This window comes from Candidatus Dependentiae bacterium (assembly GCA_026389015.1).
Classification (GTDB): Bacteria; Babelota; Babeliae; order Babelales; family Vermiphilaceae; genus JAPLIR01.
Map to the genome: position 1 here is coordinate 1 of JAPLIR010000016.1, position 16,140 is coordinate 16,140.

15 protein-coding genes are annotated in these 16,140 nt (G+C 39.0%); 8 read left to right on the plus strand and 7 right to left on the minus strand.

The genetic code is table 11. The features are described from left to right. Nucleotides 1-197: 197 nt before the first annotated feature. The 4 genes from NTX86_02135 to NTX86_02150 all read left to right on the plus strand — a co-directional run bounded on the left by NTX86_02135 (nt 198) and on the right by NTX86_02150 (nt 4,246). Entirely contained in the window at nt 198-923 is a 726-nt protein-coding gene (locus NTX86_02135) for a hypothetical protein (GenBank protein ID MCX5922102.1), read from the plus strand. Between the two features lie 51 nt (nt 924-974). After that, nucleotides 975-1,604 (plus strand): hypothetical protein, encoded by a 630-nt coding sequence (locus tag NTX86_02140; GenBank protein MCX5922103.1) that lies wholly within the window; start codon nt 975-977, stop codon nt 1,602-1,604. Between the two features lie 34 nt (nt 1,605-1,638). Further along, nucleotides 1,639-2,628, plus strand: coding sequence for an ankyrin repeat domain-containing protein (locus NTX86_02145; GenBank protein ID MCX5922104.1), 990 nt, complete (start codon nt 1,639-1,641; stop codon nt 2,626-2,628). Nucleotides 2,629-2,710: 82 nt separating this feature from the next. Beyond that, nucleotides 2,711-4,246, plus strand: coding sequence for a glycoside hydrolase family 1 protein (locus NTX86_02150; protein ID MCX5922105.1), 1,536 nt, complete (start codon nt 2,711-2,713; stop codon nt 4,244-4,246). Nucleotides 4,247-4,250: 4 nt separating this feature from the next. On the opposite strand, the gene NTX86_02155 is transcribed toward NTX86_02150, so the two are convergent. The 4 genes from NTX86_02155 to NTX86_02170 all read right to left on the minus strand — a co-directional run bounded on the left by NTX86_02155 (nt 4,251) and on the right by NTX86_02170 (nt 10,562). Further along, nucleotides 4,251-5,339 carry an ankyrin repeat domain-containing protein gene (locus NTX86_02155; GenBank protein MCX5922106.1) on the minus strand — a complete coding sequence of 363 codons (1,089 nt, stop codon included), beginning with the start codon at nt 5,337-5,339 and terminating at the stop codon, nt 4,251-4,253. A 36-nt stretch (nt 5,340-5,375) separates the two neighbouring features. Beyond that, the gene (locus NTX86_02160; protein MCX5922107.1) at nt 5,376-6,242 is read right to left on the minus strand and encodes an ankyrin repeat domain-containing protein; all 867 of its coding nucleotides are present in this window, start codon (nt 6,240-6,242) and stop codon (nt 5,376-5,378) included. Between the two features lie 181 nt (nt 6,243-6,423). Beyond that, nucleotides 6,424-9,177 carry an ankyrin repeat domain-containing protein gene (locus tag NTX86_02165; protein ID MCX5922108.1) on the minus strand — a complete coding sequence of 918 codons (2,754 nt, stop codon included), beginning with the start codon at nt 9,175-9,177 and terminating at the stop codon, nt 6,424-6,426. A gap of 53 nt (nt 9,178-9,230) precedes the next feature. Then, complete coding sequence (locus NTX86_02170; protein ID MCX5922109.1) at nt 9,231-10,562, minus strand: ankyrin repeat domain-containing protein; 1,332 nt, start codon at nt 10,560-10,562, stop codon at nt 9,231-9,233. 202 nt (nt 10,563-10,764) lie between these two features. Here NTX86_02170 and NTX86_02175 point away from each other — a divergent pair, with 202 nt between their 5' ends. Then, a complete protein-coding gene (locus NTX86_02175; protein MCX5922110.1) occupies nt 10,765-10,887 on the plus strand; it encodes a hypothetical protein in 123 nt (40 codons plus the stop codon). Nucleotides 10,888-10,938: 51 nt separating this feature from the next. Here NTX86_02175 and NTX86_02180 read toward each other — a convergent pair whose 3' ends face one another. Both NTX86_02180 and NTX86_02185 read right to left on the minus strand, forming a co-directional pair. Beyond that, complete coding sequence (locus NTX86_02180) at nt 10,939-11,769, minus strand: ankyrin repeat domain-containing protein (protein MCX5922111.1); 831 nt, start codon at nt 11,767-11,769, stop codon at nt 10,939-10,941. 204 nt (nt 11,770-11,973) lie between these two features. Continuing rightward, a complete protein-coding gene (locus tag NTX86_02185; GenBank protein MCX5922112.1) occupies nt 11,974-12,306 on the minus strand; it encodes a hypothetical protein in 333 nt (110 codons plus the stop codon). Between the two features lie 263 nt (nt 12,307-12,569). Between NTX86_02185 and NTX86_02190 the strand changes: the two genes are divergently transcribed. Together NTX86_02190 and NTX86_02195 are read left to right on the plus strand one after the other, a co-directional pair. Next, nucleotides 12,570-12,890 carry a hypothetical protein gene (locus tag NTX86_02190; GenBank protein MCX5922113.1) on the plus strand — a complete coding sequence of 107 codons (321 nt, stop codon included), beginning with the start codon at nt 12,570-12,572 and terminating at the stop codon, nt 12,888-12,890. Between the two features lie 87 nt (nt 12,891-12,977). Next, nucleotides 12,978-13,625 carry a hypothetical protein gene (locus NTX86_02195; protein MCX5922114.1) on the plus strand — a complete coding sequence of 216 codons (648 nt, stop codon included), beginning with the start codon at nt 12,978-12,980 and terminating at the stop codon, nt 13,623-13,625. A 23-nt stretch (nt 13,626-13,648) separates the two neighbouring features. Here NTX86_02195 and NTX86_02200 read toward each other — a convergent pair whose 3' ends face one another. After that, nucleotides 13,649-15,367, minus strand: a complete 1,719-nt coding sequence (locus NTX86_02200) for a hypothetical protein (GenBank protein ID MCX5922115.1) — start codon at nt 15,365-15,367, stop codon at nt 13,649-13,651. A gap of 214 nt (nt 15,368-15,581) precedes the next feature. On the opposite strand from NTX86_02200, the gene NTX86_02205 reads away from it, so the two are divergent. Next, on the plus strand, nt 15,582-16,064 hold the full coding sequence (locus tag NTX86_02205; GenBank protein ID MCX5922116.1) for a MerR family transcriptional regulator: 483 nt from the start codon (nt 15,582-15,584) through the stop codon (nt 16,062-16,064). Nucleotides 16,065-16,140: the final 76 nt, after the last annotated feature.

The window sequence follows — 16,140 nt, forward strand, 5'->3', positions numbered from 1 at the left end:
CTGGCACTATACCAGAACTTGAAGTCGCTACAAAATGCCAACCAGCATGCTGCTCAATAATGTAAAAATAAAAAATTGTAAATTCATAAAATGATTAGGAAGAAGAAGAAGAAGAAGAAGAAGAAGATAGTCAATCAACAAAAAGAGAAAAAATCTAGACCATAAATATTTTATAGTAAACTTTTGGAGGGTTCACCATGACACAAACTAAAATAGTATTCTTCAGTGCTTTAGCACTCATAGGCTGCACCAATATGCAAGCAATGGACAACAATAATCACACAAGAGTTTCACCAGACTCACTACGCACATCGCCCTCACTAGAAAATCAAAATGAAAAAACTACACAGTCAACTGCATCGACTGCGAAATTATCTTCTCAATCATCATCGCGATCATCATCACCATCACGCATGAGAGAAATCAACAAAGATATAAAAAAGTATCCGGGGTTTGAAAAATCAGGCCATAAAATTGATGTAGATCTCAGCAATCAACAATCACAACAATCAACACCACCAACACAATTCAAGCCATCCTCTCGATCAATATCGCGATCAGCAAAGCAATCACCATCATCTACGCCCTCACCAACAAATACAATATGGATGCAGCAGTGGCCAATCAACCAAGTCGAGATACTTACACCTACAGAGACCCAAGCGTTCAGCTCAACATATGCCCAAACTTCTCCCCGCTTATTAGACACTGAGAATTTACAAGATCGAACACTCCCAAATTTTGCAAATAAAACCAAAAGCCAAATACTTCGACCAACACCAGTAAGATTGACTGTCACCGAAGAGAAAAAGATTGCACCATCGACAGATAATTCAGTACAACAAGACAGCAAGCAGAATATTCACCAAAAAAACGAAAAACATAACAAGCAAGCGCCAGCCTCATGCTGCGTAATAATGTAAGCACCTTCTAAAGATTCTAAAATTTTTTATATTAAACTTTGGAGAATTACCATGATACAGACTAAAAAAATCTTATTATTCATAACATTAGCTCTCATAGGCTACGCCAACATGCAAGCAATGGATTTCACACTAAAATTAAACCAAGTAGGTAACCACAAGAGAATGCCGGTATATTTGTCTACGCATGTATTAATGAGACAGCTAAACGAACAGATGCGCGCCATGAATTCACCCAAAATATCGCCCTATCATTTCGTGAAAGAAAGCGGAAATTCATGCTCATGGTTTCCAAAAGAAACACAAGAAATCAAACACAGCAGGCAGCAGGCAATGCAACAACAAACTGCTAACAAAAATACTAGAGTGACTGTTAAATTGGAATGTTGTTCAACAGAGCAAGCCCACAGAGTCTTACAAAAGCTGCCTGGCTGTATGATAGACGAAATTATAATCAAACAAACAGTTGCAAAAAAAACCGCTGCACTTATAGTAAGAAAAGAACAATTAAGAGAAGAAGAACAAAAGAAAATCATGGAACCCCAAGAAACAAAACAGCCCGCATTAACAGAAAATAAAACAACCAATATACCACTCCCAAAGCACGCTCCCATTGAAATCGAACCAAAAAACTTGATTGAACTCGAAGTTACTGCAAAATGCTCATGCGTAATAATGTAATAACCTAAACATACAATCTCACAAGGTATTTATCATGAAAAACACCTATGCTATTATCACCCTCCTTGCACTTTTCACCATTAACGCAAACAGTTTCGGCATGAACAACGCCGCTGCTGATGCTGGCAATCCACAACAAAACAAACTACCCTATAGAGTCCAATCTGATTCACCCCTCCTCAATGCTGCATACAATGGAGATCGTAATGGTGCTGAAAAAGCACTAGAAGATGAAGCTGTAAACACCAAAGACAACGGCGTAGGATTTACTGCACTTATATATGCAAGCGCCAATGGTTATGAAAATATAGTAGAGCTATTATTGAATCGTAATGCCAACAGTAGTGCCAGTAATGATATGGGCGAAGCAAGTTTACATTTAGCCGCTCGCTATGGACACACATCTATACTACATCGATTAATCGCAGCAAGCGCATCTATTAATCATCAACAACTACGACACGCTAGTGATTCAAGTGAAACGATCGACTCAAACCATAGCAAAACAAAAATACCCCTAATTCCACACAAGTTAAGACGCTGTCATGCAATTTCGCATCAATCTTCATTAACCCCACTTATGGAGGCAGTTACTCACAATCATGCATCAAGCATACAAGTACTCATTGACGCAGGAGCTGACGTCACCAAAAAAAATAATAAAAACAATACAGCGCAAGACATGGCAACAGGCAAAACTCTAGAGATTTTCGACAACCTTAGAAAAGAAGCTGACCCAACAAAAAAAGAAGCTATCAGAAAGGCACTACAAGATACTCAGAACCTCACTGATGATGATCATGCAACACCATTTCATGCTGGATATCTGGATATTATTGATATCATGAATGCTTATACTCCCACAACAGAAGATCACCTCAAGAACCATCAAACAGCAAAACGAGTACAATTGGAACATTATAGATTTATACAACAAGCTAACGCATCATCATCATCATCATCATCATCATCATCATCATCTTCTTCTTCTTCTTCTTCTTCTTCTTCGTATTTAAAAAAATAACATAAAGCATAGCTCAGCCACACCAGAATAGAGTATCATTAAAAAAATGCAGTAATGACACTCTACAAAAAAAGGTGGGACTATGGCCGACATACAATCATTGCGATTAGCCACTATTCTATTCGCTTTCACAGCACTTTATGGCAACGCTAACACTCCAACAGCGCAAGTCATAGAACACCTCAAACAAAGCTTTAACACAACAAAAAACGCAATTCTCAACCATAAAAAAATAGCACTCGCAACCTCAATCTGTGCTGGCATAGCCTATTATACTTTAACAAACGCACCACAAAAGCCACTCCACTGGGACTGGAATTCTGTCGTCTGCCTTCCACAATTCCCTCAAGACTTTCTGTTTGGCGCTGCCACTTCTGCGCAACAAGTTGAAGGAAATAACGATAATAATAACTGGTCAGTGTGGGAAAAGAAACCGGATAAAAAAACAGGAAAACAACGCGTAGAAGAACCAGCCGGCATTGCATGCAATCAATGGAATGTCTACAAAAAAGACATAAAGCTCTTAAACGATATAGGGGCAAACGCATACAGATTTTCCGTTGAGTGGAGTACCATAGAACCCCAAGAAGGAATATTCGATCAAGATGCTATCAACCACTACAAAAATGTGTGTAAAACATTGGTCGCTCAAAACATAAAACCCTGCATCACACTACACCACTACACCGACCCAATTTGGTTTGTCAAAAAAGGTGGTTTTGAAAAAAAAGAAAATATCGATTACTTTGTCAGATTTGCACAAAAGGTTTTCGAAGAGCTACATGAATCAACCCATATATGGTTCACTTTCAATTCACCCGATGGCTACGCATCGCGTGGATGGCTTATCGGCAATGCTCCTCCCGGCAAAAAAAACATTGCACTCATGGCCGAAGTATATAAAAATATATTAGAGGCACACGTCAGAACCTATCGCACCATTAAAGAAACACCACATGGCACACAAGCACAGATTGGAATTCTAAAAAATATGCATCAAATTGACCCATGGAACGCCTGGAACCCATTGGACGTCATTGCCAGCAAATTTGCAACAAAAATAACCGACTCATGTTTTTTTGATTTCTTTACTCAAGGAATCTTCACAAGCTACATTCCGTTCAAGGTCAATGTTACACACACCAACGAGCAGGCTATCGGCGCACTGGACTTTGTCGGCATCAATTATTACTCACACCGCTACATGAAAAACTTTGAACTCATCCCGCATCCAGATGAACCAAAAACTGACAACGAAAATTATACAGTCTATCCAGAAGGGCTCTATCGTGCTATCGAAGAGGTTTCTGACAGCATGGCAAAACCATTAAACATTCCAATGTATGTTACCGAAAATGGCATTGCTACAGAAAACGAAGAATTACGAGAAGAGTTTTTAAAGAAATACTTATGCGCACTTTCACACGCAATCAATGATGGCCACGATGTCCGCGGCTATATTCATTGGTCATTGCTTGATAATTATGAATGGGGAACGTATAAGAAAAAATATGGGCTTTATAATGTTGATCGCGCCACGCAAGAACGAACATTAAAACCAGGAAGCATTCATTACAAAGAAATAATCGAAGAACACAATAGAAATAGTACCGATTAATCTATTATTTTTTGTCGCCATGAACAAAAAGTTCACTGCCATTTTTTGCAAGATCAAGAGCGCACAAAACTTTTTTAGGGGGCATTTTAGCAAACATCACCGCATGCTGACAACCAGACAATTCAGGGCAAAATCCAATCAAACTTCTTTGTTTGGCAAATTGAATCTTTAAAGCCTCAGAATTCTTATTACTTATGCTAGAAGCACCTCTAAAGCCATAATCTTTGAGTTCAACAACAAAAGTTTGCTTGTTTTTTTCTGTTAGACAATCCAATTCGTGCTTGTTCTTATCCTTATCTTCTACAATTTTTGCAAACTCTTTTATGGTATGACCGTGAGTATCGCAAAGTTCCGCAGCACCTTTTAATTCCCAAAAAGAACCCGAGTCCAATATGTTTTTCGCACGTAAAGAATCACGCAATTTAATTACTGGCCCACAAGCACTCATGGCGCCAGGCGTATCCTTAAACCTCTTAATTAAACCAAGCACTTCATAACTTTTTTCTGAATCAAAAAGACTCAAAAGCCGAGGAACATCACCCAAAAAGATAGCGGCCTTTTGTCGCTGATATTTTTTATGTTCCACCAGGCCAATGCGATTACTTATTGCATGAAAACCACCCATATCATTTTTATTTTTTTGAGCCGCTCTTTGCTTTGCTAATTTTTCCTCCTCCCTCATAAAATGAACATTCTCAGCAAATTGAAGCTGTAATTCTGTCGCGCTTTTACCCTTGACAGCTTCCATATACGTAGACAAAATTTCAGCCGATGGAACATGCCCATTAGTACATGCAATCTCAAAAGACTTAATGCCATCGACAGGTACAATATTATTATTTGTTGCATGATCAACCAATTCAGTAACACAAGCGACGTGCCCTCTAGATGCAGCCAAAAATAATGCAGATCGACCATTTTTATCAACCGCACTCAAATCAGAAGCATCATTCAGCACTTTGCGTAGCGCGTTCAGATCGCCACTTGCAGCCGATGACAACAAATCAGTATTTTGATTTTTCATTGCAAGCATGCAACCATGCATTAAAGCATAGGTAATCATACAATTAAAAAATATTTTCTTATAATGCATAACAAGCCCCAAATAAAATCCTCATATCACTATTAACTATTTACGCAACATGAGTAAACGTTTTAACTTGTCCGTCGCACTAGGACCACCAACACTCTCATACTCAGAAACTAACTGCAATATCAGCGGCTCAGAAACATTTAATTCTTGCAATGTCATGTCAATTTTTGCGCATCGCTCTTCTTTTTCTCTAACCAAGCTACAAAGAACTGGTTTGTTTTTATTGTCTCGCTTCACTCTGTCGGAAGATGCTCCATTCTCAAACAATACACGAGCACATTTCGGTGATTTTTCAAGAGCAACATCTAATGGGAAATTACCAACTTTATTAGGACTATTAATTTTTGCCCCAGATTTAATTAATAAACCAAGACATTCACTATGACCACCAAGCGTGGCACAATATAATGGCGAATTACTGTGATTATTAACATGATCAACTTCTGCTTTAGACTCAAGCGCTAGCCGAACAATATCTTCATGCCCATGACGAGAACTTTTTAAAAGCAATGTCTCTCCAAAACTATCACAGCTGTTAATATCAATCACTTGCTTATCAAGAGCATTTTTAACCGTCCTAAAATCACCATTTTTTGCTGCTTTGAAAATACTCTTGATAACATGTGGAGAATTCTTACAAGAACTTGAACTCCCAGCGCCAGCTGCTGTAGACGATGAAGCGATTACAAAAGGTTTAATATCAAAAGCCGAAAAATCAGGCTTTGGAAGTCCAAGATCAGAATATTCCAAGTCTATATCATCAGAACCATTCATATCATGACCATTTTTTTGCTCGAGCCGCTCTGCATTAGACTTTTTTTGGGGAGTCTGACTTGCATGCAAAGATCCACAAACCATAATTGTGATGACTTGAACGACTAAGCCTGCTTTTTTGTAACTCATATACACCCTTTTTAATATATTATAAAAAATCATATATCTATTCTAATAACTATTATCATACCAAAATTACACATATTGTCACGAGCTAACTAAGGTAATACCCACCCCAAAAACTAGCTGCTTCATGCTCATTTTTTCAATAATAAATGCCGATTGTTAGCATTTATTATTTTTGTTTCTACTATTTATCCTCGAATTCATGCGAATCTTGGCCAGGAACCCAATCACTAGCTTCTCTAGCTGCTTCCCATACAAAGCATGGTGATTGACTTGTGCTCAATGGTTGATTTGCCAATGGGCTTGATGATGAAAAAGAACTTAATGATGGACTAGGGCTCGATGAAGAACTTAATGACAAAGAAGAACTTGCAGTCGAATAAGATGACGGCGATCTACGCTCAGCAACAACGAAAGCGGGGGAACTTGAACTTGATGAAGATGATGAATTTGATGATAAAGTGCGCTTGCACCTACCATCATTAGCGTGCTGAGATGATTTACCCAGACAACCTGAACAACCAGATCTATGAATATCATGCTCTGTAGAATTCAAATCAGAATCTAAATCCATACCATCATCATTTGGATCTCTTTGACTTTGGGACAAAGGAAATGCATGTGATAACGATGACCCGCCAGCTCCGCACCAAGAAAGATGCTGCGCTCCTGCTCCTATTGCAACATTACACTCTGGACACCTTGTTGATGAGCTAGAAGATGACAGCGCACAATGCACAGGTTGATAAGATAGTTTGGCATGATCTTTAGCGCGCCCCTGCGTTAATAATTTTGTTGATGATTTTTGCTTAACAACACCAAGACTCGCTTCATATGCCTGCAACACATCTACAGTATAACCATTCTCAGAATCAGCGTATTCAGCAACAATATCAAACAATGTAGAATATCCCGAAACTCGAGGGAATGGCAAAACCGATCCTTCTTTTTTTTCTCTAACTACACGGGCCTCTAATACTTTCACCAAACAAGCTAACCTTAAATCCTTAGAAGTCGTAGTCTCTCTATCTTTAGTATACGAAACACAAGCGCCACTAGCTCCAGACAAAGCAGCACGCATAAAACTTGGAAACACAAGCTGTTCGTGTAATAAGCCAGCAGCACGACCTTTTTTTTCACAATTCAGCACAGGAAAAGCATCCCTTTTATGATCAGGATTAAGATTAATCTTTTCTAATGTGCCACTATCATTACACCAGAAAACTTCGCTACCTTTGTTTTCAAGATCAAGCGCAAACAAAAGATCAGTAGGTGGTTGCGTATCGCCAACAAAACAAACAGCATGCTTCAAGCCATTTAATGCGCTACAAGACTTAATCAATCTTCTTTGCTTAGAAGATTGCGCACTTAAAGAAGCACACGTGTTCCAGTTCCCATTAACATAATTATTAAATTTCAATGTTTTTACTTCTATAATACCTTTTTTGCCATCTGGATCCTTTACTGATAAATCTAATTCATGAATAATTGCTCCGCCGTCTTCACATTTTTCCACTGGATCAATCACTTTTCTTGAAAACGCCATTATCTCCCACTTAGCTTTACTAAATGCATGCGCCGCCAACGCTTCGCCAATAGCACCCTCAACATTATTTTCATTCAAATCATCCGAAAACAAAGAGAGGTAAAGCTTTCTTCCTGGACCGTCATCAGTCCCAAGAAACCCTGGTGTAAATTTGAACTGTTCTATTAAATTATAAATTTCGGGTTTTGATTCTCTTATTTCTTTGGGAATTGCATCCATTTTAGCCTGTATTTTTCTTTTCACTATCGTTTGTTGCAAACCTATTTGGATTACTTCATCAAATTTTTGTGCCACCTTTGAATCCATACCTACAGTTTTTTCTCGTAAAAACCGAGCGCATGGAAGGTGAACATCATTATTCCAAAATTGCAAAATTTTTTGTTCTACATCATTAGATTTAAGATTATGAGTGGAAGCCTTATCATTTTTAAGCAAACCTTCAATATCAGCTTTATACTTATCTCTGAAAGCACTCTCCTTATCCAAAAATGTCTGTGCTGCCTTATCAAAGGCCCGCACGAGAACTTTTTTAGCTTGATCATTATGGGGCAACAATGCCACCAAATCATTGACACAAAGAAAACTTCCTTTGCAGACTGCCATATCCAATGCTGTTTCTTCCCGCCCATCCTCATCAAGCACGTCTGCTTTTGCCTCAATTAATTTCCGCAAATAAGCTGCCTTACCGTTCGATGCAGCAACCATTAATGGTGCAAGCCCATTATTATTTTTGGCACACGGCTGAGCACCATGCATAATAAGATTATCAATAATTTTTTCTTTACCATCATGACGAACAGCTTCCATCAAAACTGAAAGGTGACTTGTGGTATCAACTTTATTGACATTAGCCTTTCGTGCAATTATTGCTTCCATAATTGACTCATCTGCGATAGAAGACTTAATGAATTTCAATAAAGAATCGTCAGGATCCCCACTACAATAATTAGTTTGAGATGAGGGCAATTTAATATTTTTTGAAACAGCTTTAGCTGAAGTTTTTTCTACTTTATTAGATCCACAATACCCATCAATAAAACGAATTAATTTTTTTTGATCCAAAATAGCTGCATTTTTTTCATCAGATGGGAGACAGCTTTTAAGACATTCAATCTCTAGAAGGGTTTCGATCAATGATGGCGCAATTTTTTTATCATTACCCGGGCTTTTAATGACCATTGATGACGATGAAGAGCTCAATGATGACGAAGAAGAAGAATGCGATGTATTATTCGACGCATTACCACATGTACATTGTAGAGCGCTGCAAGCAGTCGATGCTGCTGCAGTGCCTTTACATGCCAAACAAGAGCCAGGCTTCATTGCAACAACAGAAGGAGTAGCCAAACAAAGCACAATTCCTACTAATATTTTATATAAAATTCTTTTCATAATTTTTTCCCCCATCAGATCATTAATAGCTAATTCCTGAGTTTTAAACCCTCTCATTTCTTAATTTCAACGGCATACTCAGCAGTAATTTCAGCTAACTTTGAGATCAGTTTTCTTTCGTTAAATCCTGGCACCAACAAGAAGTTGTCAGCCAATTCTTTTTTACCTACTATTTGTTGAAAAGCTTTCAATAACTCTGCTACACAATCTTGTGACGTATCACCAGAATCTGGAAATAAAACTCGGCGAGCAGATATTTTTTGAGTCATTGATTCCAACTGAGACAAATCTCCAAATAAATTTTTTGATCGCCCTGCTCCAGAAGCGATAGAACTTGAACAGCCTTGCGAACTTTCATCATCTGAATCTGCAAACAAAGTCTTATCAACATAAATTTCTGGATGTAAATACTTGATATGATCTCTTAAATACGCAGATGACAGTACAGAAGGAACCTGCAATAGATCCGATCGAGCTGGCTTAGATTTTGAAAAGCTTTTTAATTTTTCGCTATCTAAACTGGAACAAGAAGATGATTTTTTATTGCCTTCTAATTTTTTTGGCACATTCCATCCCGTATCGCTATACTCCAATTCTGGACTATCAAAGGATGCCATACTCATACCATCGCAAGAAAAATCAAAGCCTTGACTTAAGCACGTAACGCCAGCACTCTGCGCACCGGCAGCCTTAAGCGCCTCAATGCACTTGCCCTTTTTATATTTGTTAGCATAACCAAAAGCGGTAATCCCTTTTTCATTCATACAATCGATATCAGCACCTTGCTGAATAAGTAAAGTAAGACATGAAACATGTCCATTTCGAGCAGCACATATAAGCGAAGTATCACCGCCTCTATTTGCATGATCTTTATCTGCTTTGGCTTCAAGTAAGCATTGTAAAACTCCTACATTACCATGACGCGAAGCGCTTATGGCAGGCGTGTCGCCATGCCCATCATAAGAATTTGGATCAGCATTTTTTTTAATCAAAGCCTGAACCACCTCTAATGATCCAGATCTTGCTGCAATACGTAATGGAGATTGCCCTTGAGGCAATTCAATCTGAGGATCGAATTGATCTAAAAAAACTAGTGCCGGACTTCTCTCACCTTTTATTTCACGTTTAGCAAGCGCTAGCTTAAATTCTTTAAGTCGTTGCGGCGTGCAGGGAGCTGAATTTGAACCACCCTGACCAGCCTTAGACTTTCTTGGGGGAGTTTTATAACCACTTTCAAAAAATGAGGGTCTATCATTTTTGATTTCTTGATCTTCTTCAGTAGAAGCTGGTGTCGAATTCTTTTCAGGTGTTTGACTTGCATAAGACAGACCAGATGCCATAATTATAGCTGCCAAGGTCAAAAAACGTACTGATTTGTAATTCATATATATCCTTTTGTATCTAACGATATTATATATTATATAGCCATTATAAAGACAAGATTACCATTATTATTCAAATTGTCAATAGATTCAGTTATAGAAAACGAGAGTTAATCAAGAATTTTAACCATATTTGACCTCACGCACACCTAAAAACTCACTAAAATGAGCCCTTTAGAGCCCTATTAAGCCTTAGGACAACGACATGGTGCGCTCGCACATTTTGAACAATAAGCACCTGCTTGAGCAGGTTTGCCCTCGTGACACTCGCCACTATGGCATTCTTGGTGCCCCAACAGGTGATAACGACAACAACAAGAGCAATTAAAAAAGTGTTACCAAGACATTGGCTTTTAGGGCCACCACTCTTATGAGTAACTTAATTTTTTTCTTCTTGTTGATCTTTCAATAAATCAACGCATGGTTGATGACCATTACTCAATGCCTCATCAAGAGCCGTGAAGCCAGCCTTATTTTTTTTATCTATCGCTTTACTTTCAAGCAATAGCTGTACAATTTTGTCATGGCCATAGGTTGCAGCCAATATAAGAGCCGATTCCCCTTCTTCATTAAAATCATTGATACGTATAGAAGTAGGTGCAAGAAAGCCACTTGCAAACAACTCACGAAAACCGCTTCCTGCAGCACCAGACATAGAATTCTGCTCAATACAAGCATCTTGCTCTCTCATGCCCTCGAGTAATAGTTTACTTTTTTCTAACTCGCCAAAAGCCGCCGCCGTCATCAATGACGAATACGTACTCTTAGAGCAAAATAGTCTTGCAAAAGCACTAATTTGACCCTGTTTTTTAGGCGTTGGCTTAACTATAGAAGCAGTAAAAGATCCTTGACTTGCCGAATGATCCGATGTCGGCGAACTTGAAGAATTCCTCGATGCAGAAATACTCATAAAGCCACTTGATGCCGACATTCCCATAGAATTGCCAAAAACAGGAGCGCTTACAGAACTAGCAGATACTTTTTGCCCCACAAGATCATTCACAACAGGTACAGACATAGATCTCAATTGATTCAATAAAGCTTGCCCTTTTTTGACGTCTACCTCTTGACCCTCTGGAATACTACAGAGCTCAGAAGTCACAGAACTCAGGGACATACCGCGATTACGACTATGCGCACCATCCTTCATTGCCAACGAACTCATGGAGATTAAAACCGATAATAACACTAAACTTGTATACTTTTTCATAAAAACCTCACATATATATATTGTTAAAGATAGTACAGTAATCAAAAATAAAAGATATAATATTTTTTTCTATTTGTCAAACTTTATGAGCTATCACACTCTATATTAAAAAACAAAAAAATCTCAGGTCTGACAGAGGTATTATTTTCTGTCAGACCCGAGATTGTATACTTTACGGCTCAGAACTATATATCGCTTAGAGCATTAAGCCTTAGGACAACGACATGGTGCGCTCGCACATTTTGAACAATAAGCACCTGCTTGAGCCGGTTTGCCCTCGTGACACTCGCCACTATGGCATTCTTGGTGCCCACAACAATGACAGCCTTTTGAAACAAGCATGAGCAACATCATGATAAGACTCACAACACCTGCGCCGCCAATAACATGATTAACTACCTCTGCATTTGAAGCAAGAAAAGGCAATTGGAACAAATCATAATGAGCCCATAGCTTAAGGCCGAAGTTAAGGGATACGACGCCAGTGATTAACCATGACGCAAAACCTAATATTTTCATTAAAATTGACTTCATCATTCAATCTCCTGTATTGGGGTCCATAAAAACATTCAACTACTCACTACATTATTTCGTATGCCCCCCAAAAAGCAAGGCTTTTGGGTAAGAATTTTATAAATTACTTGTAAACGCGATACATTTGCATAGTTCTAAGGCAATTGAATCTTTGCGAATAGAATTTGAAAAAGTATGGAATGATCCTGAATTGGGTATCTTTTGGCCGACGATGACACGCCGTCAGTTCATACTGGCACTATCCAAGCATAGTATCCCACAGAAAAATGCTTGAACTTCAAGCAGCATACGCCTTATTAGAAGCAAAAGTGAGTAATCTTACTACAGAAGTTAGTACGTTAAAGTCAGCCATAGATCTCTTGACGCGATCACAAGCACAAAAAAACGATACAACAGATGAACATAAAGGTACAATATCACTCGCAAACATGAGTCAACCAACACAAGAAGCGCAAGAGGTAACGCAAGAGACCAACGGACAAGAAAACTCATGGCGCAGTGTCCAGAACAGAAAACCACGACGCAGCCACTATACTTCACATAATCATCAATTAGTAGAGAAACAAAAAAATAAATTTACGAAGTAGTTTTTGATTTTTTTGCATTACACGTCCTTTATATAGTATGATTGAATGCTTTAATACAAGATTAGAACTATCATAAAAGGAATTATCATGACCATTAAAAAAATGATACTCATCACACACGTTATATTATATACAATAGCAGCACATGCCATGAAAAATAACTGTTTATCTGCTAAAGCAGAACCATATTATCTTTATAACTCAAGTCCTACCGCAATGGCTCAAGAAAATAACCAGCAGCTCTCATCCAGTTCAGCTAGCAGTTCGTCGTCGAACATAACACAAAACACACCTTCATCTCAAATAAGAAGATCTTCATTTCCTTCTCATGCACTTCCCTCATTACCCTCCCAAACAGCTCTCTATGATAAAATAAATAAGCTAGAGAATGAGACCGTTATACTAAGAATGCTCAATGCACAAATAACCCAGGCCTTGTTAAGCCAACAAAAAAAAATAAATACTCTAGAAAGCCGCTATGCGCAAACAACGATACCTAAACTCATATCACAAGAACAAACATTAACTACATTGGTTGCCGGGCAAAGAAATTACGAAAGAAAGATGCATGACCTTATTGTGCATAACCTAACACTAACTCAAGAAGTTTATGAATTACATGGCCTTTTCAAGCACTTGTCACAAGAACTTGATCAACAAAAAAATAGCCAAGGATGCATGTCCGGACCAGTTGTATATGCATCAGCCGAACCCGAAGAGCAATGCTTAGATTAGTACCCAAAACAATGCTATAGAGACTAAAACCCTACTCCACCTTTGAGCCACAAGCTCCATTGGGAATAAGTGCTGTTCTTGCGAGCACAACCGCTAGCCCATTCAACGCTACCGCCAAACCCAAAAAATGGCTGCCAATTGTCAATAACACACCACACATTGCCCGCATGGAAAAATACCCCATGACTCATCGCATGCGGCACCAACGCTGCGCGTGTATCAATATCAGCATCGCTCAACAAAACAGCTGGATTTGATGTTTGTACCGTTGTAACTGGAATCATACCAAATTCTCCCTGGAGCTGATTCAACGTTCCATTACTGTCATACGCAACAACAGAAGAATCGGCATTCAAGTTACGATAATTACTATTACCAAGCCCTTGACCACCGTGCAAGGTTGCCTTGCTTTGCGTTGCACTTAAAGGAATCGGGTTATTGGTTATTGCATCAAAGCCATATACCTGCGCATCACCTTTGACTGCGTAGAGCCCCGCAGGGAATCTTTCACGACAATGCAACTTTTCAGCCGTGCGGCCAAAGAAATTATAGCCACAATCGAGCTCTAACCCACGATAATGGTATGATAGCTTGAGAGCAAGGTCTGCTTGCACAGCAAATGACACCTTTACATCAAGGGTGGTTTTATTGATAGCCGGAAACAAACAACGTTTATATTGATTTGGTGCAGCCGGCCCCATAGGCCCGAAAAACAAATCATGGGATGGGTCAGCAAAAGCTTCCAAAAGCATATACCGACTCCCTGGACCGTTATTGACTAAATCAAAAGAACGTTTTTGTGATGCGCGGGCCAAATGAACCACATTGGCATCCAGATAAACTGCCAGAGAACTGCCGGCATCCTCATTGCACCATAGATAACCATGAGCAGTCACCCCGCCACCAACTTCCCAGTGTTTTCCGTTACCAATAATAGGCTCAAATAAAAACTCAGAAGAAGGCCTTGTGCCTGTTGGCGCTGCAACACGGAAATTAACCCCAGCATGATGATGGTCCCCGGCATAGTTCCAGCCAACAACAGCACGCAATTCAGCAATACCATTACTCACCGCACGACCCCAAATGCGTCCATTCTCGAGCGACTCTCTAATATCTCCCGGCAAAGGCTCTTTACCAATAAAAAAATCATCTGCATCTTCTGTTAAATTTTTGCGCGTCAACGTATCAGTAAATAAATAACCTGCAGGATACGATGCCACCCCTTTTACCGTAATACATTCACGTAAAGCCAAGTCCCATGTCGTATTGACTATCGGCAGATCAAAACGCAGATAAAGCCCATCGCAGATATGGTCCAACCCAAGATAGCACTGCAGATCTAAAATAAAATTCTTAATCTGAGGCTTGAAGCATAACGTACTTTTATAATCAGATGGCAACCCAAAGTAATCGGCCAAAATGTCGCGAGGACCGCGATCTGTTACTCTGCTTCCCGAAACCGGCAACGAACAGGACCCTAACAACAGCTCTGCCATCTCTTTTGGCTCAAACGACCGGGCATAGGCTGGCGTTATGGCGAAGGCGCCATAAAAACAACCCTCTGACGGTTGATTAATGAGCGTCTGCCATCCTACCAAGTCCCGGGCAACCTGGGCTCCCTGAGACCGAGGGTTATAAGAGGATTGGCCAGTGAAAGCCTGCACCCCAATAGTAGGCAATAAGGCAATAATTACACCATACAACAGGACTCTTGAGACTGACTGACTTATATTCTTGTTCATAAAACTGCTCCTAGGTAAGATATTTTCTTTGCTCCATAGTAAAATAAGCGCAAAACAAGATGCAATGCTTACCCAGTTTTTATAGGCTTTTAACCTAAAAAACCTATAAAGAGCACCTAAATCATTATTGGCAAAATTCCCTTGTTTTAAAAAATATGGTAACCTAAATTGTATGTAGGCAGACGAATTCTGAAAAAATAACTATAGAGATACCATGAAAATACAAAGAAAAAAGGGATACTTTTCTATATCTGCAGTAGCGGAAATGTTTTCAATACACCAACAAACCATCAGGCTGTATGAAAAAGAGGGCTTAATTGTCCCTAAACGCTCTGAAGGCAATACACGCCTTTTTTCTGAAGATGATATCAGCCGCCTAGAAGAAATAATCTATTTAACCCATAAATTGGGCATCAATCTTGCAGGCGTTGAAATGATATTCAAGCTCAAAAAACAAATTCACAAGATGCAAAAAGACATGAACAAGGCTTTTGAGGAAGCGCAACACGAACTTGATAAAGAAGCAGAAACATCAAAGCATGCGTTTAAAGCAAGCGCACAACAATTAATGAAATTAAAACAAGAAAAACAGATTAAATCAAAACCACAACCCGTGTCACCAGTGGCTGAAGTAAAACAAGAGCCAGAAACTTTTGACGTTGATGTAGACAACTGGGAAGTGGAATATGATGAATAATGTTTTATTTGTGTGAAAAAAAATGTAAGCCTAGATTTAGGTGATAAAAAATTCAGGGCGGACATTAAAGAAGGAA